Raw genomic sequence first — 18,244 nt, 5'->3', positions numbered from 1 at the left:
GCCACCCTGGTCATGCTCGGCACCGGCCTGATGATGTGGTTCACCCACCTCACCCCGCTGATGTGGCGCACCTCGGCGACCTTCGTCCACGACTGGCTCGCCCTGACCATCGGGGTGGTGCTGGCGGGCCACATCGGCATGGCCCTCGGCGACCCGGAGGCGAGGCGGGGCCTGCGGACCGGCACGGTGAGCGAGGAGTGGGCGCGACGCGAGCACCCGCTGTGGCGCCCGTAGCCCCGGTCCGGCCCAGGGCCCCCGGACGACCGGCCGGAACTGCTAGACGACCAGGGAGAGGAGCAGGACCAGGCCGCCGGCGACCACCGAGATGATGGTCTCCATCACCGACCACGTCTTCACGGTCTGCCCGACGCTCAGCCCGAAGTACTCCTTCACCAGCCAGAAACCGGCGTCGTTGACATGGCTGAAGAAGAGCGAGCCCGCGCCGATGGCCAGGACGAGGAGCGCCGTGTGCGTGGTCGACATGTCGGCCGCGAGCGGCGCGACCAGGCCGGCCGCCGAGACCGTCGCCACCGTCGCCGAGCCGGTCGCCAGCCGGATCGCCACCGCGATCAGCCAGGCCAGCAGCAGTGCCGGGATCGACCAGTCCTGGGAGACGTCCAGGATCATCCGGCCCACGCCGGAGTCGATCAGCGTCTGCTTGAAGCCGCCGCCCGCCCCCACGATCAGCAGGATGCCGGCGATGGGCAGCAGACCCTTGTCCACGGTCCGCTGCAGCCGCTCCTTGGTGAAGCCCGCGGGCCGGCCCAGTGTGAAGAAGCCGACGATCACGGCGGCGAGCAGGGCGATCAGCGGGGAGCCGACCACGTCGAAGACCCGCTGGGTGGTGTCCGTGACATCGTCGACGACGATGTCCACCAGCGCCTTGGCCAGCATCAGCACCACCGGCAGCAGCACGGTGGCGAGCGTGGCGCCGAAGCCCGGCCGGCGCTCCAGCTCCTCGGAGGCGCGCTGCGGCAGCATCCGGTCGGGCGCCGGCACGTCCACCCAGCGGGCCGCGACCTTCGAGAACAGCGGACCGGCGATGATCACCGTCGGTATGGCGACCAGGATGCCGAGCGCCAGGGTCACGCCCAGGTTGGCCTTGACGGCGTCGATCGCGACCAGCGGGCCCGGGTGCGGCGGGACCAGGCCGTGCATCACCGAGAGACCGGCGAGCGCCGGGATGCCGATGCGCATCAGGGAGTAGTTGCCGCGCTTGGCGACCATCAGCACGACGGGGATCAGCAGCACGATGCCGACCTCGAAGAACAGCGGCAATCCGATCACCGACGCGATCAGCACCATCGCCCACGGCATCGCCCGCCCCCCGGCCTTGGCGAGGATGGTGTCGACGATCTGGTCGGCGCCGCCGGAGTCGGCGAGCAGCTTGCCCAGGATCGCCCCGAGCGCGATCAGGACGCCGACGCCGGCCACGGTGGAGCCGAGCCCGGTGGTGAAGCTGGTGATGGCCTTGTCGAGGGGCGCGCCGGCGGCCGCGCCGAGCGCCAGCGACCCGATGGTCAGCGCCAGGAAGGCATGGAGCTTGAACTTGGTGATGAGCAGGACGATGACGGCGATGCCCACCAGGACGGCGATGCCCAGCTGGGCGTGTCCGGCGGAGGTGATCGGCGCAGGTGCGTCCGCTGCCAGCATCTCGACGCTGAGTCTGGTCACGGGGGTTCCCTTGGGTTACGGGTCAGGGGTGAAGGGGTGAAGGGGTGAGGTGTTACTCGGATGCGACGGGAAGCGCGTCCAGGGCCCGCACGGCCCGCTCGGTGATCTCCTGCGGGCTGCCGGTGACGTCCACGGCCACCCCGGCCTCGTCCGGCTGGAGCGGCTGGAGCGTGGCGAACTGCGAGTCCAGCAGCGCGGTCGGCATGAAGTGGCCCTGCCGCTGGGACATCCGCGCCTCGATCAGCTCGCGGTCGCCCGTGAGGTGCAGGAACACCACACCGGGCGCCACCGCCCGGAGCCGGTCGCGGTACGACCGCTTCAGCGCCGAGCTGCTGACCACCCCGCCCAGTCCGGCCCGGCCGTGCGCCCAGTGCCCGATGGCGTCGAGCCACGGCCACCGGTCGGTGTCGTCGAGCGGGATCCCGGCCGACATCTTGTCGATGTTGGCCTGCGGGTGGAAGTCGTCGCCCTCGGCGTACGGGACGCCCAGCCGCGCGGCGAGCAGGGGACCGATCGTGGTCTTGCCCGTCCCCGCAACGCCCATCACGACGACGACCTGGGGGGTTCGCATGACTGCCTCGCTGTCTTCCTCGACATCCGACGCCACTGCGGCGTCGCCACACTGAAACCCATTAGGTACGACGAATTCAAGACTCTGTGACGTATAAGTCTGACTTTTTGTCTCCGTGATCCACGCCGTACGCTGAGTGCATGAGCACACCGGGCCGGGGGCTGCACGGCCGTGTACTGGACACCCTCGGCCCCGCGATCACCGCGGGCGAGTACCCGCCGGGCAGCGTGCTGCGCACCGACGAACTGGCACAGGAGTTCGAGGTGTCCCGCTCGGTGATGCGCGAGGCGGTCCGCGTGCTGGAGTCCATGCACCTGGTCGAGTCCCGCCGCCGGGTCGGCGTCACGGTCCGCCCGAAGGCCGAGTGGAACGTCTACGACCCGCAGGTCATCCGCTGGCGCCTGGCCGGTGCCGACCGCCCGCACCAACTCCGCTCGCTCACCGTGCTGCGCTCCGCGGTCGAACCCGTCGCCGCCGGCCTCGCCGCCCGGCACGCCACGGCCGCCCAGTGCGCCGAACTCACCGAGTGCGCGCTGGGCATGGTGGCCAACTCACGCGGCCACAAGCTGGAGGAGTACCTGGTCCACGACATCGCCTTCCACCGGGTCGTCCTCACCGCCTCCGGGAACGAGATGTTCGCCCGGCTCGGCGACGTCGTCGCGGAGGTCCTGGCCGGCCGCACCCACCACGAGGTCATGTTCGAGGACCCCGACCCGGCGGCCGTCACCCTGCACGTGCGGGTGGCCGAGGCGGTCCGCGAGGGCGACGCGGCCCGCGCCGAGGAACTGACCCGGCAGATCACCGTGGGCGCCCTCCGCGAACTGGATGTCCTCGCGCCCTGAGAAGGCCGTGCGGGCTCGGGCCTAGTCGAGGAACTCCCCGTCCACGTACACCCACGCCCCGTCCACCCGCTCGAACCGGCTCCGCTCGTGCAGCGAGCCGCCCCGGTAGGAGGCCCGGAAGGTCACCGTGCCGGTGCCGTGGAAGGCGGACCCGTCGGCGGTCTCCACGATCTCCAGCCCCGTCCACCTCGTCCCCGGGTCCAGGTCCAGCCGCCCGGGCCGCGTCCGCGGGTGCCAGGTGCGCAGCAGATACCCGGCGTCCCCCTTCACGAACGCGCTGTACCGCGAGCGCATCAGCAGCTCGGCGGTCGGCGCGGCCGCCCCGCCCGCGTGGAAGCGGCCGCAGCAGGCGTCGTAGGACCGGGGGAGTCCGCAGGGGCAGGTGCGCGAGGTCATGCCCCCATTGTGCCCGCGGCAGGGGAGGCGTCCGCCCCGGGCCGGGTGCACAGTGGAAGTGCCGGACTGGAGCGCCGTACAGGCGCGGCGAACTGCGCGACCGGCCACGACGGACCGGCGGGCGGCCGGCGGCCCGCCGCGGCGCGGTCCGCGGAGCGAGGTGGCGGACGATGACCGGATTCGCGAGCAGCCCTCCCGCCGTCAAGGAGTGGCGGCTGAACGTGTACCTGTGCGAGCACGATCCGGACACCACGGCCCGGCTCGTCCTGGACACGGGCGACAACGTCCTGGAGAGCCACGCGGAGGCCCGCCGCAGCCCCTACGACCGGGCGATGCCGGAGATCGGCGACGAACTCGCCGCCGGGCGCGCCCTCATCGCCATGGGCCGCATGCTGCTGCGCGCCGCCGATGGCGACATGAAGGCGACGGGAGCCGCCGACACGGACGCCCCGGTGCCGCTCTGGCTGCCCCGGGAGTGAAGGGAGCGTCCCCGTGCACTTCAGCGACCGCCCCGAAGCGGGCCGCCGGCTGGGCGAACGCCTGGACCACCTCAGGGGCCGGGACGTGGTGGTGCTCGGGCTGCCGCGCGGAGGGGTGCCGGTCGCCGCGGAGGTCGCCGCGGCCCTCGACGCGCCGCTGGACGTCTGCCTGGTGCGCAAGCTCGGGGTGCCGTACCAGCCCGAGCTGGGCATGGGGGCGATCGGCGAGGACGGCGTCCGCGTCATCAACCAGGAGGTGCTGCGCGGCACCGGCGTCTCGGACGCGGACCTCGCCCGCGTCGAGGAACACGAACTGCGGGTGCTGCACGACCGGGCCGCCCGCTACCGCGGCGCCGCCCCCGCGGTCCGCGTCACGGGCCGCACCGCCGTCGTGGTGGACGACGGCGTGGCCACCGGCGCCACCGCGCGGGCCGCCTGCCGGATCGCCCGCGCCCGGGGCGCGGCCCGCGTCGTCCTGGCCGTCCCCGTGGCACCGCGGGACTTCGCCCGGCGGCTCGCCGGGGACGCCGACGAACTGGTCTGCCTGCACAGCCCCCGTGACTTCGCCGCCGTCGGACAGTTCTACGCCGACTTCACCCAGGTCGCCGACGCGGAGGTCACCGACTGCCTGCGCCGGGCCGCGCGCCGGCACCCCACGGGCGCCGGAGCCACCGGCCGAGACGTCACCGTCACGGCCGGAGCCGTACGGCTCGGCGGACGGCTCACCGTGCCCGAGGGCGCCGTAGGCGTGGTGGTGTTCGCGCACGGCAGCGGCAGCAGCCGGCACAGCCCGCGCAACCGGTTCGTGGCCGAGGGCCTCCACCGCGCCGGGCTCGCCACCCTGCTGTTCGACCTGCTCACCGACGCCGAGGAGGCCGACCGGGACAACGTGTTCGACATCGCGCTGCTGGCCGGCCGGCTGCTCGACGCCACCCGCCGGCTGCGCGGGGAACCCGGCGTCGAGGGGCTCGCCGTCGGCTGGTTCGGCGCCAGCACCGGCGCGGCCGCCGCCCTGTGGGCCGCCGCCGACCCCGGCGCACGGCCCGCCGCCGTCGTCTCCCGCGGCGGCCGGCCCGACCTCGCCGGGCCCCGGCTGGCCGCGGTGACGGCACCCACCCTGCTCGTCGTCGGCGGCGCCGACCCGCTGGTCCTCGACCTCAACCGGCGGGCGCAGGCCGAACTGCGCTGCGAGAACCGGCTGGCGGTGGTCCCCGGCGCCGGCCACCTCTTCCAGGAACCCGGCACGCTGGAACAGGTGACCGAGCTGGCCCGCGACTGGTTCACGGACCACATGGCACCCGCGCACGTCTAGCGGCTGCCCTCCGACACCCGCCGCTCAGCCGCGCCCGTCCTTGCGCAGGAACCGGCGCAGCCGGGCCAGCGGCCAGGTGTTGACCACGTCCTCCCCGGTGAGCCAGCCGCGCTGTGCGGTGCCCACCCCGAAGCGCAGGTGCGCGAGGTGCGGGACGCAGTGCGCGTCGGAGTTCACGGCGAACTTCACCCCCTGCGCCCGGGCCCGCAGGATGTCCTCGTCGCACAGGTCCAGCCGGTCCGGCTGGGCGTTGACCTCCAGCGCGGTCCCGGTACGCGCGCACGCCGCGAACACCTCGTCCCAGTCGGCGTCCACCCCGGGCCGCCTGCCGATCAGCCGGGTCGTGGGGTGCCCGATGAGGTGGACGCACGGGTTCTCGCAGGCCCGCACCAGCCGTCGCGTCATCGCGGCGCGGCCCAGGTCGAAGTGCGAGTGCAGCGAGGCCACGCACAGATCGAAACCGGCCAGGAACTCCCGCGGCCAGTCCACCTCGCCGTCCGGACCGATGTTCAGCTCCGTGCCGTGCAGCAGCCGCATCCCGTGCCGGGTGCCGTCCAGCTCGCGCAGCCGCTCCCGCTGCGCGAGGACCTTCTCCTTCGTCATCCGCTGCATGGACAGGTCGGGCGCGTGGTCGGTGACCGCGTAGTACGCGTACCCGCGCCCGGCGGCGGCCTCCACCATCACCTCCAGTGGGGCCAGACCGTCCGTGAGATCGGTGTGGGTGTGCAGGTCGCCCCGGATGTCGCGCTCGGTCACCAGCTCCGGCAGGCCCTCGCCCAGCGCCGCCTCGATCTCCCCGCGGTCCTCGCGCAGCACCGGCGGGATCCACGGCAGACCCAGCCGCGCGTACACCTCCTCCTCGGTGCGGGACGCGACCGACTCCCCGCTCCCGGTGTCGAACACGCCGTACTCGGAGAGTTTCAGTCCCCGGTGCACGGCGAGGGTCCGGGTCCGGATGTTGTGTCCCTTGGATCCGGTGAAGTACTGCAGCGCGGCGCCCCAGGACCGCGGCGGCACCACCCGCAGATCCACCTGCAGCCCCTCGCCGGTGCGCACCGACGTCTTCTTCGTGCCCCGCGCGATCACCTCCGCGGTGGCCGGCAGCCCGCACAGCGCCTCCATGAACGGCGCCGACCGCCCGGCGGCGACCAGCACGTCCAGATCACCGACCGTCTCCCGCATCCGGCGCAGCGAACCGGCGTAGGCGCAGCGCTCGCACCCCGGCACGGCGGACAGCTCCCCGACGATCTCCTCGGCGGTGTCCAGCGCCCGCGGCAACGGCACCCGGGCGCCCGCCTGCCTGAGCAGCTCGATGCCGTGCCGGATGTTGTCCTGCGTCTTCTCGCCGAAGCCCTTCAGATCCGCCAGCGCGTCGGCCTCGACGGCCGCGGCCAGCTGGTCCACCGACGAGATGTGCAGGTCCTCGTAGAGCCGCAGCGCCTTCTTCGGGCCCAGCGTCGGGATCGCGATCAGCTCCCGCACGCCGGCGGGGATCCTCGCCCGCCGCTCCTCGACCACCGCCATCGTCCCGGTGCGCAGGTACTCGGCCACCTTGTCGGCGATGGACCGGCCGACGTTCGGGATCTGCCGCAGCTCCTCGGCGTCCAGCGCGGAGATGTCCGCGGGGTACCCGCCGATCGCCCGCGCCGCCTTCTCGTAGGCGCGCGCCCTGAAGGCGTCGCCTCCGGTGATCGCGACGAGATCGGCGTACTCCCGCAGGAGCGCCTCGACCTCGGCGTTGGGCCGGGCCACCCCTCGATTCTAGGAAACCGCACCGGGTAACGGCGAAGGCCCCCGCGACAGCGGGGGCCTCACTGGTGTCCGAGGGGGGACTTGAACTCTCCTCTCGGGCACCAGCCTTTTAGGTCGCTGACCTGGGGAAACATGCTCTCTGAGCCCTCTTCGAGGCTGCGAGGGTTGGTCATGCTCACCTGCTGTTTCTGCCCGTTCCTGGCCGCTGTTGGTCATGCGTTGGTCACGTGACCAATCGCCCTTGCTCCCTCACCCCTAGCTGCCCCGTGTGGCTGAGAGTCGCCCTTCTCGGTCCGTGTAGATGTCCACCTGCCCTTGACTCAGTTGAGCCGCCGCAGCGAAGCTCGTGCAAGTTGGCGTAAGCCACTCGACACCGGAGGCAGCTATGGCACTACGGTTCATCGGGATTGATCCAGACACAGGACAGCAGGGTTCCCCCACCATCTGGGTGGATGCGGAGAAGCGGGAACTGGTACTCCAGGGCTGGAAGCCAGGCAAGGAGCTTGAGGCGGAGTGCGCAGCGTTCGAGGTGCCGGGACATGCGCCCGGGATTCCTGCGCACGAAGCTGTCATTCGGATTCCGGCCCGTATGGTGCCGATGCTCAGGGAGGCGTGTGATGTCGCAGAACGAGCCGGGCTTTAGCGAGCTTCTGGCAGCAGCTAGGCACTCCGCCGTACACCTGGAGATGCGAGACTCGTACGGGGTGGGCGACGAAGCCGAGGACTTCGAGAACTGGAAGCGCACGGGGGAACGCGACGTAGACCCAGCGTCTGCTTACTGGACACCCTGGGTTGAGTTGATTCGAAGCACCGTTGCCCGAGGCGTCGTCGTCCGTCGTGCACGAATCGTCTCGGAGCCGGTCACCGACTACATCCGGTATGAGCACGCTGGCACGATCGTCAACATCCACGCTGGGGAGCAGGTCCGTTGGCTGCCAAGGCGCCAAGCGTCGGACATCGCGCTACCCGGAAACGACTGCTGGGTGTTCGACAGTGAGACCGTGCTCTTCAACCACTTCTCGGGGTGTGGGGACTGGTCGGCGCCCGGCTGGGAAGTACGCACCGAACCAGCCGTTGCGCATCTGGCATCGTCAGCTTTCGAGACTGTCTGGCAGCGCGGCATCCCGCACGAGAAGTACACGGTCTGATCCAGCGAAGCACCGAAGAGCCAACTCATGTCCGCGTCCCCCTCCTCCAGCGCTCAGGCCGCCCGTGAAGTCATCGCCGCTCGTCTCAGTGGGCTTCGCAGAGACGCGGAGTTGACCGGCCATGAGCTGGCTCTTCGGTGTGGCTGGAGTCCTGCGAAGTCATCACGCATCGAACGAGCCAAGACGCCCGCCTCTGACGCCGACATTCGTGCTTGGTGCACGGCATGTGGAGCAGAGGACCAGACTGCCGACCTGGTCGCCGCGAACCGTCAAGCGGACCAAATGTACGTGCACTGGAAGAAGCTCCACAGGCATGGAATGCGTCGGGCACAAGAGGAAGTAGTCCCCCTGTATGAGGGCACGCGGCACTTCCGCGTCTACTGCTCAAACGTCGTCCCTGGCATGCTCCAGACCGAGGCTTACGCGGCTGCCCTGCTTTCCACGATCGCTACCTTCCAAGGCACTCCGGACGACTCGCCCGAAGCTGCCGCATCGCGTGTAGAGCGTTCCCGCGTCGTTCACGAAGGCGGCCACCGCTTCGCGTTGCTCATGGAAGAGACCGTGCTCCGCTACCGCATCGGCGACGCCGAGACGATGGCCGGCCAGCTCGGCTACTTGCTGGCAGTGATGGCGCTCCCGAACGTCAGTCTCGGCATCATCCCGTTCACCGCTGAGCGGCGCGTGTGGCCGCTGGAAGCGTTCTATCTGTTCGACGACCACCGCGCGAGCGTCGAACTACTGACGGCCGCCGTGAACGTGTCTGCGCCTAGTGAGATCGCTGTCTACGCCAAGGCGTTCTCTCAACTGGCGGAAATCGCCGTCTACGGCTCAGACGCCCGCGCCCTCATCACAGAGGCGATTAGCTCGCTCGGGTAGTCCGCGTGCAAGCTCGTGCAAGAACGTGGACCGGCAACTTGCTGTCTCCCTAGCCTCCTCGACATAGCGAAGTCACCGGAGAGGGCGGGCCATGGTGAGCGACAGCAGGGCACATGGGACCGAAGCGGCTGATCAACTGGGCAGCAGTGAGGCTCGACAGTTCCTCTCCCGCCTCTCCGGTGCATTCGGCATAAACGGCGTGCTCATGGTGCAGAAGAGCGACCCTGGCCCTGAGGGCGCGGACCTGGCGCCCAGTTCGGCTTTGCGCTGGCCCCGGTGTGAGTGCGGGAGTCCGAAGTGTCCTGACTACAAGGCCCCGCCCAGTAGGCCGACAGAGGGACTGAGCGGCAGAGTCGCTGAGGTCAACGCGCAGAGCCGTAGGGGTGGGCTGTGAGCATCAGAACCGCCATGCGGTACGTGATGCACCGGATCACCGAGCACCCCGACACAGACGTGACATTCGAGGCCGAGTGCCTGCATTGCGGCTGGAAGGCCACTCCCGCCGATGACTCGGCACCCGTCGACGTCGAGTGCATGAGCCACACGGGCCGGTCTGGCCACGCCGGATTCCGACGCATCCGGACATCGTTCGCGATGGTGGTTCGCGCCGAGTAAGTCCCCACCACAGCGGTGGGAACCCCGAACTCCCGCCCGGTACGGGCGGCGACGGCCAACCAAGGCCGTGATCAGTTAGCAGAAAGGTGCAGAGATGCAGAACGGAACCGACCTGTACGCGCTCGACATCAGCGGGGCCTCGTTCGTCCAGGCGTGCGGTGGCCCCTGCACGGAGGGGTGCGTGACCCTGGCCCAGATCGGCGACGGTCTCTGGGCGCTCGGTGACAGCAAGCGGCCGGACGCGCAACCGCTGCGGTTCACCACGGAGGAGCTGGACGCGGCCGGTATCGACCCGGCGCGCTTCGGCCTGAACGTCTGATCCTCCCCCTCCCGTCAGCCGGGCCGGGTCCATCCCCCGTCCCTGGGTCCGGTCCGGCTGGCACCACTCGAACGGGAACGACTGGTGCACCACCACGGCTACCTATGGACCGGACCGAAAGAGCGCTTCGACAATGAGGCTCTACGGCGTCCCCCACATCCTCAGCCTCCACCGGCTCCAGTGTCCGATGAGGACGTGAAGGCAGAGCAACTACTCAAGCGCTACCGGGAAGTGGTGGCCGAGTTCCCGACATCCGATCTGCCGCCGATCGAAACGGCGTACTGGCTCATCAAGCCCCGTTCCCTAGTTCGTGGCACCTGGGACGAGCCCAAGGAAGCGGCAGCATGGATCGGGGAACGGCTGACCGAGTACGCGCCCCGGTTCGCATCGGAGAGGGACCGAGACACCACGCGCCTGGCCCGACTGGTGAGCGTTGCTGCTGAGCAACTGCACGCGGGGACGGATGTGTCCTACGGCTTCTATCTGGAGCGCCCCTCGTATCTGTCCCTGGCAGTGGTGACGTGCTCCCCGAATCGCTCGAACCCTGAACTGGCTTGCCCGGTCGCATAGTCGAAGTAACAAAGAAGCCCCGGCTCAAAATGGCCGGGGCTTCGGCAGTTCGTTAGAGCAGCGCCAGGAACGGATTCGCGTCCCCGAGCGGTTCCGACCGCTTCGGTTCGGTCGCAGGCTTCGGGGCCTGCTTGGGTGTCTGGCGGTAAGTGTCCAGACGGACGACCCGGGCGCGGTTCTGCTCACACTCCGCGCTTGCCGGCCGCACCTCTGCGTGACCGGAAGGGCTCCCGTTCTGCTCACCCTCCGCGCTGGCCGGCTGCGGCACCGAGTCACCAGAACTGTCCCCGCGGAGCGTGAAAATGGTGGCCGGTCGGCCGGTCTTCCCCGACCGCTCCACAGTCACGACGATCCCGGGCAGTTCCTTGACCTCTGCTGCGGTCGCGCCCACGTACGGCAGCACCTGGGAGGAAGTGGCACGCCCCCCGTGCATCTCGATTCGGGCCCGCACCTTGTCCTCAAGGCTGAGCGGCTGCCGCTTCACCTTCGGGGAGGTCGCTCCCTTGGTGATCCGTACGGCGTCCTGCACCGACCGGCGGACCAAGCTGAACGCGGCCGACAGCATCTCTTCCGTGACCGTCTCCGAGCACTCGGACGCTGCCAGGCAGGCCGCAACCCTGAGCGTCTGCTCTGCCGTCCGCTCGATGAACACTGCCTGCCCTTCCGGCAGGGTCTCACCCAGGATGCGGGCGTACCGGCGAACCACCCGCCACAGTGGCCGGGCATCCTCCGCGAGCGTGATCACACGCGGCCTGGCCGTGGCCCACCCGTAAGCGTCGGCCAGCTCCCGCCCGTCCATCTCGGGCAGGCTCACCCGGTCATCATCCAAGAGCGGCACCGACCCGAGCAGGAAGGGAAGGATGCGGTTGTACGATCCTCCCGCCGCTTCCGACTCACCGACGTACTTGGACCAGTCAGAGGGCGTGACGTGACAGTGCAGAACCATTGCAGGGTCCCGTACTTCCTGTGCCTCATCCTTGGTCGTGTTCCGCAGAGTCGCCCCGTCCCATGCGGTCCGCAGCTTGGTCGTGAACGATGCATCCCGCTTCACCCTGCGGAGCACTTCCGACCACTCTTCTTCGACTACCAGAGTGCGCACGTCCCGCCCGCGCTCGGTCTCGGCGGTCGCTTCCTGCTGCTCCCACAGGTGGTTCACCAGGCTCGCCCCGGACGTGATGCCGGACGTGGTGTGCGTGGCCAGAAAGCGGCCCAGAGCCTTGTCCAGGACGTGATGAGCAGCCCGGAGCGCGGTCCCCTTACCGCGCCCAGTACCAGCCACCAGGGCCGACCACAGCAGTACCGGCCGGGGGCCACGGGAAGACACCTTGACCGTGCCACCGATCGCGGCACTCCACATCGACAGGGCGGCCACATACACCCCCAACGGGTCCGTCTCAACGAACGGGGCGATCCTGCGAACCGCGCGACCGATGGGACCGTACAGAACGGGGGTGCTCATGCTGCCTCTATCTCGAACAGGGTTGGTTGGGTGGCCATTGGCCGGGGAGGCCGGGCGCACTCGACGCCCGGCACAGCGGGGGCGGCGGTCAGGCCGCTGCCGCTTTTCCCTCGGATGCGTCCCGATGGGTCAGCTCGTAGGCGTGACGGACATGCATGGGGATGCGTCCCTTCGTGGGCACGGCGTAGCCGTTCTCTCGTGCCCATGCTCGGACGGCACGGTTGCGTTCACGCTCGCTCATCCCCGAGCGGTCGACCTTGGCAGGCTCCGGAAGCGGGTCACCGCCAACCAACTCACCAATGCAGACAGCCGACTTGAAGCGTCCGGGTTCGCGGACGTCCATCACAGCGATGCCGCGCTCGGAAGCGTCCCGCAGCTTGGTGGCATTCCGTTCGCCACCCTCACCCAGGATCAGCAGAACCGTGCTGTCATCGGCACGGCCAACCACCTCATAGCCCAGGTTGCGCACCGCTCCCCGCGCGTCTTCCCAGTCATATCCCGGAACCTCACCAGCGATCATCACGGACGGCACCGGCTCAGGGTCGGGGTCCTCCCCCACGGGCACCGCTTCCGGCTCCGGCTCCGGCTCCGGCTTGGGGGCAACCTCAACGACCGGCACGGACTCAGGCTCAGTCTGTACGGCCTCTCGCTCAGACGGCGCGCCCAAAGCGTCACAGAGGTACCTGCCGAACGAAAGGCACAGGTGCCAGGTGCCCTTACCCAGTGTCAGTGATGAAGTGGCCTCAACCTCAGAACCGTCACGCGCAATGTGCGCATCGCAAAAGATGTACTCAACCGGCACAAGCACCGTCTTACGCATAGCGCTTCATTCCTTCGTTAGTGCGGAAGTCTGAGTGAGGGTCCGGAGCGTTGCTCTACGGCTTCCCCGCTTGACCACCATTCTTCCGTACCCCTATCACGGAACGGTAACTAACGAATAACTGAAGCATTACTCAAATGTTTATGAATGTCGGGGTAATGGTAATTCGATAAAGAAATAGGACCCACCGGGGGTGCGGTCCTTCGACCACGTTTGCCAATCATTTCCCCGAAGCCTGAGAACGGCACTCGTAACACTTCTTTGGTTGGTGCTTCAGTTCGTCGTCCCACGGCCTCAGCTCTCCGGTCAGTTGCCAACCGGTGTGAATGGCGAACTCCTCGACACATTCCGAGCACTGGGGTTCATCCCAGGGGCATTCGAAACCCGCCCGGTGTACGCCGTCATGGGCCCCTGCCGCCCCGGCCTTGGCCGCTCGTCTGCTCACTCGTCACCCTCAAAGGTCCATCCCAGCCGCTTCATGCCGTCGGCGGTCAGGCCGAGGGCGGTAGCCAGTTGCCTGTATTCGGTCAGATGATCACGGGTGGCAGTCCCGTCAAGGATTTTCCCGTAGTAGGTCAGCATGACTGCCACAGTCGGAACGTAAGACTCATCCCATCGTGCAGCCTGGGGGCTGTTCCACCACTGGTGCCACTGCTCCCGTTCGGGAGCCGACCACTCCCTTACGGAAGGCAGGTCAGGAACCGGAAGGCAGTGATCGTTCGGCAGCACATCCAAGCCCTTGTAACGGGAGTGAGGCGAGTTTGGGTTGCGCGTCTTCGGCATAGGACCTCCGAGAAAAACGGACCGTCACGGCCGGCAAGGCCGTGTGATCGACGGACGGTGAAAAGAACGGGCCCCCGCGGAGTGCAGGGGCCCGAACTAATGCAGGGATCAGGAAGTAGGCCAGGTAACGGCAGTCTTGACGATTCCCTTGGTGGCCTTGGACTCATCAAAGGTGTTGTCGGCCTTCTTGGTGTCCAGCTCCGGATAACGCACGATCTTGCCGCCGTACAGGTGCAGGGTGTCGATGTAGTCAGCCCGGTACTTCTCCGACTGTCCCTCACGGAAGCCGGTGAACTGGCTGGCATAGGTGGCGAACTCCGAGTGACCCGCCACGATGTCCACACCGGCAGGCATAGCCGTAGTGGTCAGGATGGTGAACCCGGCAAGGCGAGCAACGACACCATTGGCAGTCACGCCGCCTTCGCCGTACGCGGCAGCGTTAGCCACGGCGGGATGCTCGATGAGGTATCGCTTCACGCGCGGCGAGACGACCACGTAGCGGCCCGCCGGGATGTCGTTGTCATCCAGGGCCAGCATCATGTCCAGGATCGCGCTGTAGAGGCTCTGGGCGATGTTGGCAGCGGTAGGCGCGATGGCCGGAAGCGCCGTCGCCCCGGTGGCGATGATGTTGCCCATGAAGGTGTCAGCCTCACGGGCCAGGGCCCGGATCATCTGCTGATTGATGGGCGAGTCAAGGCCCCCGGCAAGCTGAACCCGTTCCGCGTCCTCCACGAGAACTTGAAGGTACTTCGCCTCAGTAATGGTCAGCGCCTGGTCCACGGTTTCCGGCCGCTGGGCCGTCATTCCATCAGCGATCGTGTAATCGCCCACGGTCGGCCGAAGAAGGCTGTTGATGTGGACGACATCGCCCTTCTGTCGGATCTCGCCCTCATACTTGTTATTCGTTACAAACGGGGACGCCCAGACAAGAAGTGGATCGAACTGCGTAATGAGGTCGGCGTCGAAAATTTCTGGAATGAAGGTCGTGGTGCCAGGCTGCTGGTAGGCAAGAGTCATATGGGTGCTCCTAGTTATCGCTTACGAACGTCGAGAGAAACGCGGCGGGGCTCCGGCATGGGGCCACCACTGCGGTTAGGGCCGGAGCCGACAAGATGAGGGAACGCCGGCTCCTTGGACTTGAAGGGAGCCAGGGCCTTGTCCATTGCCTCAGTCGAAGGCTTGCCGTCTTCACCCAGCAGCTTGGAACCATCCAGATATTCGGTGAATCCATCTGGGAGGGTGATTCCGGCCTGGGCGGCGTAGCCCTTGAGTTCAGCCCGTGCCAGCTTCCCGGAATACTCGCGCTCAACCTCGGCTCGGACCGAGGGGGAAGGGTCGGCCGGCATGGCCTGGGGGGTCGGTTGTGCGTCGCTCATTGCGACACCTCCTAGAGAACTTAACGAGAGAAGAAGATGTAGTAGAGAGAAGGGCCGCTCTGAGACGGCCCTATAACTCACAACAGGACAACGTAAGAGGAGACAGGTCCCTTACCCCGTACTTTTACTTCACAGGGTGTGGGACTGACTCTGTTGTCGCTGCTGTGTCTCACAGGCAGGTATCCGCAGAGCTGCATTCGAGCACCTTCACAACATGCTCTGGACTTCAAACAGGCCCGGACTCTCGTCCGCGTCAGAGGCTCACCGCCCAGTGAGCTTGACTCCGAGGGAAAAGCTCCCTCACTCCTATAAATAATCGGACAGGGGCCTGGCTTCACGCGCCCATGACGAACGGTTCCATGCGTTCCACCGGTCCCCTCGTACACAGCAGGGCCCCAGGTCGGCTGGCCTCTCTCCAAGGGCGAGCAGAGCCAATGACGGCTAGCTTCTGCCCCCGGCCGGCCGTCTGGCCTAGGTAGTCGCCGGTTTTAGCGGCCCGGCTGTCCTGGAACCACCTTTCTACTGTCTTCCGGTCTTCCTCGTTCGAGTACATGACGGTGCTGTCCACGTCGGCTTTGTCATCGCTCCGCCACTCGTCCCAAAGGTGGCGGTGATTCCCCTCGTTCAGTTCCGTCACCGAGCAACTGCGCCACCAAGGCCGTTCGACCGCATCCCGTCGGGCAGATTCTTCCTGCACCGTCAAGTTCTCCGCCCTGGCCGGAGGGCGGAGATTCCACGCTTCGTAGACGATTCCCTGACGCTCTCGCTGACGACTGATAGCGCGATTCTGGTTCTGCCGCTTCACTCCGCACTGTGGGTGGTCCGGATTGGTCGCCGGGTTCGGCCCCCGCCTGCCTTTGGGGCGGAGGAACGTCCATTCCTCCTTGCACCACGCACAAACCAATTGAACGCGTTTCGTGTCTACTGTTGCCATTCCGTCCTCACCCTGGAAACACAAAAGCCCCCGGTTGCGCCAGGGGCGTTCACCTACCGCAGTTCTTCAGTTCTGGCTGTCCAGCCACTTTTCCAAGTCCGCGGGGCGGCAACGGAGGGACTGACCCACCTTGCGGAACGGGATCTGCTCGGCCTTCCAGTTCCCGTACACCCAAGAACGGGGCTTGCTCAGGTAGTCGGCAACATCGTCAACGGTCATCAGCCTGCGCTGCATAGTCCTCCCTTGTTCAGGGCGGCGGCTGTCCCGCCTCCCTCACCTTCAGTTTGAATCATGCCGAACCAGTTGCGTGCAGTTCGGAGTGGTGGTGATCCTCACATTTTCCGAACTTGTTGCGATGGGTTCGGTTGCTGGTATGGTCGATCTTGTGAACACACCAACACCACACGACGCAGGCCCGGAGTGGCAGCGCGAAGGGACAGAGATCGTCTGGCGCGAGGTCCACGGGCCTTGGCTGGTCGAAGCACGCTGCCCCGTCGCCGCCCCCTTCACCGGGCCGTCCCGGTTGACGATCCGGCTCAACATCGGCGGACCGGACGAAGACGAGATCGTCCGGCTCATGGATCAGGCCCTGGAGACCGACGGCATTCCCGCCACCCTGCTGCGGCAGATCCCGCTGGCGGAGATCAAGGCGGGAGCCCGTGCAGCGCTCGCCCAGCAGGAAGACAGGGCGATGAACGACCCATATCCCGTCCCGGCGCGCTGCCGGACAGAGGAGGACTACACGCTTCTCGTCGCAGAGCTGGTCCGGATGCGCGCGACCGGCACGACCGCGCCCCAGCGGGAGCTGGCCGGCCGTCTGGGCATCGGCAAGGCCACCATGTCCGAGCGCATCAAACGATCTAAAGAACTCGGGCTGTGGGACGGCCAGAAGCTCACCGAAAGGGCGTCCGAGATTCTCACCCAGTGGCACCAGGACCAGGAAGGCGACTGACACCTTGGCAAAGCGCGGTAACGGTCTCGGGGGGACTCCGGTGGAGATCCCGCGCAAGGGCAGACCGAACACCTGGGGTGTGCGCACCCCGCTCCACTTCAACAAGGCGACAGGCAAGAAAGAGCGCTACTGGATAGGACGCGAGTACAAGACCAAGACCGAGGCGGAGAAGGCACTCCGGCAGTGGCACACAGACCACGAAGCCGGGAAGATCGCGGCCCGCTCGGACATGAAACTGGGTGACTGGCTGGACAAGTGGCTGGCGAACCATCGAAAGGAGGGAACAACCGTGGCCGGATACGAAACAAAGATCCGTCTCCACATCAAGCCGCACATCGGCAGCGTGAAGCTGTTCGAAGTCACCGATGAGACGCTTGATGATCTGTACCGGTTGCTGGAGACCGCTCCCTGTCCCACCAACAAGGGCAAGCCGCTCGGTGCCAAGAGTGTCCGGCACGTGCACAACATCCTGTCCGGCGCTCTTGGGGCCGCTGTGCCCAAGCTGATCCCGGCCAACCCGGCTGCAACGGCGCACCCGCCCACGGCCCGGCAGATACGGGCCCAGGAACAGAAGTACCCGACCCTGGACGACGGCCAGACGGCCCGCTTCCTGGAAACCGTGTGGCAGCCGTGTGGCAACCGGGCCTGTGACAGCGGCCTGACCCATCACTGTCTCCGGGACGCTCCGCTGTGGACCGTCTACGCCGCTACCGGTGTGCGGCGCAGTGAGGCTCTGGGGATGAAGTGGTCTCTGATCCACTGGGATGAGGGAGCCATCGAACTGGGCTGGGTCGTGGTCGAGGAAGGCAACACCTACCGGCTGCGGAAGCTGACCAAGGACGGCGACGACAACGCGGTGATCTATGTGGATCAGTCCGTGATCAATGTCCTGAAGTGGCAGAAGCAGCGCCAGGACGCCGAGAGGGCGCGTCTCGGCCCCGCCTGGGTGGATCACGACCTGGTGTTCGCTCGGGACGGCTTCAAGCTCTACCGGGGAGAGGCAGGCGGCCCCCAGGACCCGGAGAAGGTGTCTGCACGGTGGCGCACCCTGCGCACCCGCCTGCACCTGCCGGAGGACTTCCGGATTCACGACTGGAGGCACAGCAAGGTCACGAACGATCTGGAGGCCGGGGAGAACCCCGTAGAGGTCTCCGCCAACGTCCGGCACCACTCGCCGGGCTACACGATGGCCCGGTACGGCCACTCTCGTAAGGACGGAGCGCGCCGACTGGCCGCCTCCGGTGCTGGCCGACTCGGCCTGTCATCCCTGGTCTGACCTGGGAAGTCTCCAGGCTGTTGGTCACGTGGTTGGTCACGCCGCAGTCTGAGAAACAGAAAAACCCCAGGTGAACTGGGGTCTCTGCTG

Annotated in this window: 21 protein-coding genes and 1 pseudogene; 12 read left to right on the top strand and 10 right to left on the bottom strand. The window is 67.5% G+C overall.

Annotated elements, in window-relative coordinates; genetic code table 11:
- A pseudogene (locus tag IE312_RS42815) lies at positions 1-234 on the top strand (cytochrome b/b6 domain-containing protein); the annotation flags it as partial.
- A gap of 42 nt (positions 235-276) precedes the next feature.
- Here IE312_RS42815 and IE312_RS32385 read toward each other — a convergent pair.
- Both IE312_RS32385 and IE312_RS32380 read right to left on the bottom strand, forming a co-directional pair.
- Entirely contained in the window at positions 277-1,674 is a 1,398-nt protein-coding gene (locus IE312_RS32385; protein WP_189985818.1) for a GntP family permease, read from the bottom strand.
- 52 nt (positions 1,675-1,726) lie between these two features.
- Positions 1,727-2,245: a gluconokinase gene (locus IE312_RS32380; RefSeq protein WP_189985817.1), complete on the bottom strand. Its 519-nt coding sequence runs from the start codon at positions 2,243-2,245 to the stop codon at positions 1,727-1,729.
- 140 nt (positions 2,246-2,385) lie between these two features.
- Here IE312_RS32380 and IE312_RS32375 point away from each other — a divergent pair, with 140 nt between their 5' ends.
- Positions 2,386-3,087 (top strand): FadR/GntR family transcriptional regulator, encoded by a 702-nt coding sequence (locus tag IE312_RS32375; protein WP_189985816.1) that lies wholly within the window; start codon positions 2,386-2,388, stop codon positions 3,085-3,087.
- Between the two features lie 21 nt (positions 3,088-3,108).
- Here the strand turns inward: IE312_RS32375 and IE312_RS32370 are convergent, their stop codons facing one another.
- Positions 3,109-3,483 (bottom strand): YchJ family protein, encoded by a 375-nt coding sequence (locus tag IE312_RS32370; protein WP_189985815.1) that lies wholly within the window; start codon positions 3,481-3,483, stop codon positions 3,109-3,111.
- A 170-nt stretch (positions 3,484-3,653) separates the two neighbouring features.
- On the opposite strand from IE312_RS32370, the gene IE312_RS32365 reads away from it, so the two are divergent.
- Positions 3,654-3,962: a dsRBD fold-containing protein gene (locus tag IE312_RS32365; RefSeq protein WP_189985814.1), complete on the top strand. Its 309-nt coding sequence runs from the start codon at positions 3,654-3,656 to the stop codon at positions 3,960-3,962.
- A gap of 13 nt (positions 3,963-3,975) precedes the next feature.
- Positions 3,976-5,274, top strand: a complete 1,299-nt coding sequence (locus IE312_RS32360) for a phosphoribosyltransferase family protein (RefSeq protein WP_189985813.1) — start codon at positions 3,976-3,978, stop codon at positions 5,272-5,274.
- A gap of 24 nt (positions 5,275-5,298) precedes the next feature.
- Here IE312_RS32360 and polX read toward each other — a convergent pair whose 3' ends face one another.
- Positions 5,299-7,026 (bottom strand): DNA polymerase/3'-5' exonuclease PolX, encoded by a 1,728-nt coding sequence (polX, locus tag IE312_RS32355; protein ID WP_189985812.1) that lies wholly within the window; start codon positions 7,024-7,026, stop codon positions 5,299-5,301.
- Between the two features lie 385 nt (positions 7,027-7,411).
- On the opposite strand from polX, the gene IE312_RS42810 reads away from it, so the two are divergent.
- From IE312_RS42810 to IE312_RS32330, 6 genes are all read left to right on the top strand, one after another.
- A complete protein-coding gene (locus tag IE312_RS42810) occupies positions 7,412-7,669 on the top strand; it encodes a hypothetical protein (protein WP_229900700.1) in 258 nt (85 codons plus the stop codon).
- Complete coding sequence (locus IE312_RS32350) at positions 7,644-8,174, top strand: DUF6879 family protein (RefSeq protein WP_189985811.1); 531 nt, start codon at positions 7,644-7,646, stop codon at positions 8,172-8,174. The genes IE312_RS42810 and IE312_RS32350 overlap by 26 nt, the downstream gene beginning before the upstream one ends.
- A gap of 27 nt (positions 8,175-8,201) precedes the next feature.
- Positions 8,202-9,050 (top strand): helix-turn-helix domain-containing protein, encoded by an 849-nt coding sequence (locus IE312_RS32345; RefSeq protein ID WP_189985810.1) that lies wholly within the window; start codon positions 8,202-8,204, stop codon positions 9,048-9,050.
- A gap of 390 nt (positions 9,051-9,440) precedes the next feature.
- Positions 9,441-9,665 carry a DUF7848 domain-containing protein gene (locus IE312_RS32340; RefSeq protein WP_229900699.1) on the top strand — a complete coding sequence of 75 codons (225 nt, stop codon included), beginning with the start codon at positions 9,441-9,443 and terminating at the stop codon, positions 9,663-9,665.
- Between the two features lie 94 nt (positions 9,666-9,759).
- A complete protein-coding gene (locus tag IE312_RS32335; RefSeq protein WP_176182578.1) occupies positions 9,760-9,984 on the top strand; it encodes a DUF397 domain-containing protein in 225 nt (74 codons plus the stop codon).
- A gap of 84 nt (positions 9,985-10,068) precedes the next feature.
- A complete protein-coding gene (locus tag IE312_RS32330) occupies positions 10,069-10,554 on the top strand; it encodes a hypothetical protein (RefSeq protein ID WP_189985809.1) in 486 nt (161 codons plus the stop codon).
- Positions 10,555-10,606: 52 nt separating this feature from the next.
- Here the strand turns inward: IE312_RS32330 and IE312_RS32325 are convergent, their stop codons facing one another.
- From IE312_RS32325 to IE312_RS32300, 6 genes are all read right to left on the bottom strand, one after another.
- Positions 10,607-12,013 carry a DUF3987 domain-containing protein gene (locus IE312_RS32325; protein WP_189985808.1) on the bottom strand — a complete coding sequence of 469 codons (1,407 nt, stop codon included), beginning with the start codon at positions 12,011-12,013 and terminating at the stop codon, positions 10,607-10,609.
- A gap of 88 nt (positions 12,014-12,101) precedes the next feature.
- On the bottom strand, positions 12,102-12,833 hold the full coding sequence (locus IE312_RS32320) for an Lsr2 family DNA-binding protein (RefSeq protein WP_189985807.1): 732 nt from the start codon (positions 12,831-12,833) through the stop codon (positions 12,102-12,104).
- A gap of 441 nt (positions 12,834-13,274) precedes the next feature.
- A complete protein-coding gene (locus IE312_RS44740; RefSeq protein WP_502267003.1) occupies positions 13,275-13,616 on the bottom strand; it encodes a phage terminase small subunit in 342 nt (113 codons plus the stop codon).
- Positions 13,617-13,724: 108 nt separating this feature from the next.
- Positions 13,725-14,633, bottom strand: coding sequence for a phage major capsid protein (locus IE312_RS32310; RefSeq protein WP_189985805.1), 909 nt, complete (start codon positions 14,631-14,633; stop codon positions 13,725-13,727).
- A 14-nt stretch (positions 14,634-14,647) separates the two neighbouring features.
- Positions 14,648-14,992: a hypothetical protein gene (locus IE312_RS32305; RefSeq protein ID WP_189985804.1), complete on the bottom strand. Its 345-nt coding sequence runs from the start codon at positions 14,990-14,992 to the stop codon at positions 14,648-14,650.
- A 1,000-nt stretch (positions 14,993-15,992) separates the two neighbouring features.
- A complete protein-coding gene (locus IE312_RS32300; protein WP_229900698.1) occupies positions 15,993-16,160 on the bottom strand; it encodes a helix-turn-helix domain-containing protein in 168 nt (55 codons plus the stop codon).
- 73 nt (positions 16,161-16,233) lie between these two features.
- Between IE312_RS32300 and IE312_RS32295 the strand changes: the two genes are divergently transcribed.
- Together IE312_RS32295 and IE312_RS32290 are read left to right on the top strand one after the other, a co-directional pair.
- Positions 16,234-16,878, top strand: a complete 645-nt coding sequence (locus IE312_RS32295; protein WP_189985803.1) for a helix-turn-helix domain-containing protein — start codon at positions 16,234-16,236, stop codon at positions 16,876-16,878.
- A gap of 40 nt (positions 16,879-16,918) precedes the next feature.
- Positions 16,919-18,154, top strand: coding sequence for a tyrosine-type recombinase/integrase (locus tag IE312_RS32290; protein WP_189985802.1), 1,236 nt, complete (start codon positions 16,919-16,921; stop codon positions 18,152-18,154).
- Positions 18,155-18,244 lie beyond the last annotated feature (90 nt).

The sequence above is a fragment of the Streptomyces capoamus genome, from assembly GCF_014654935.1.
Lineage (GTDB): Bacteria > Actinomycetota > Actinomycetes > Streptomycetales > Streptomycetaceae > Streptomyces > Streptomyces capoamus.
The sequence above is the reverse complement of the archived record's forward strand: the minus strand, read 5'-3'. Positions and strand labels throughout refer to the sequence as shown.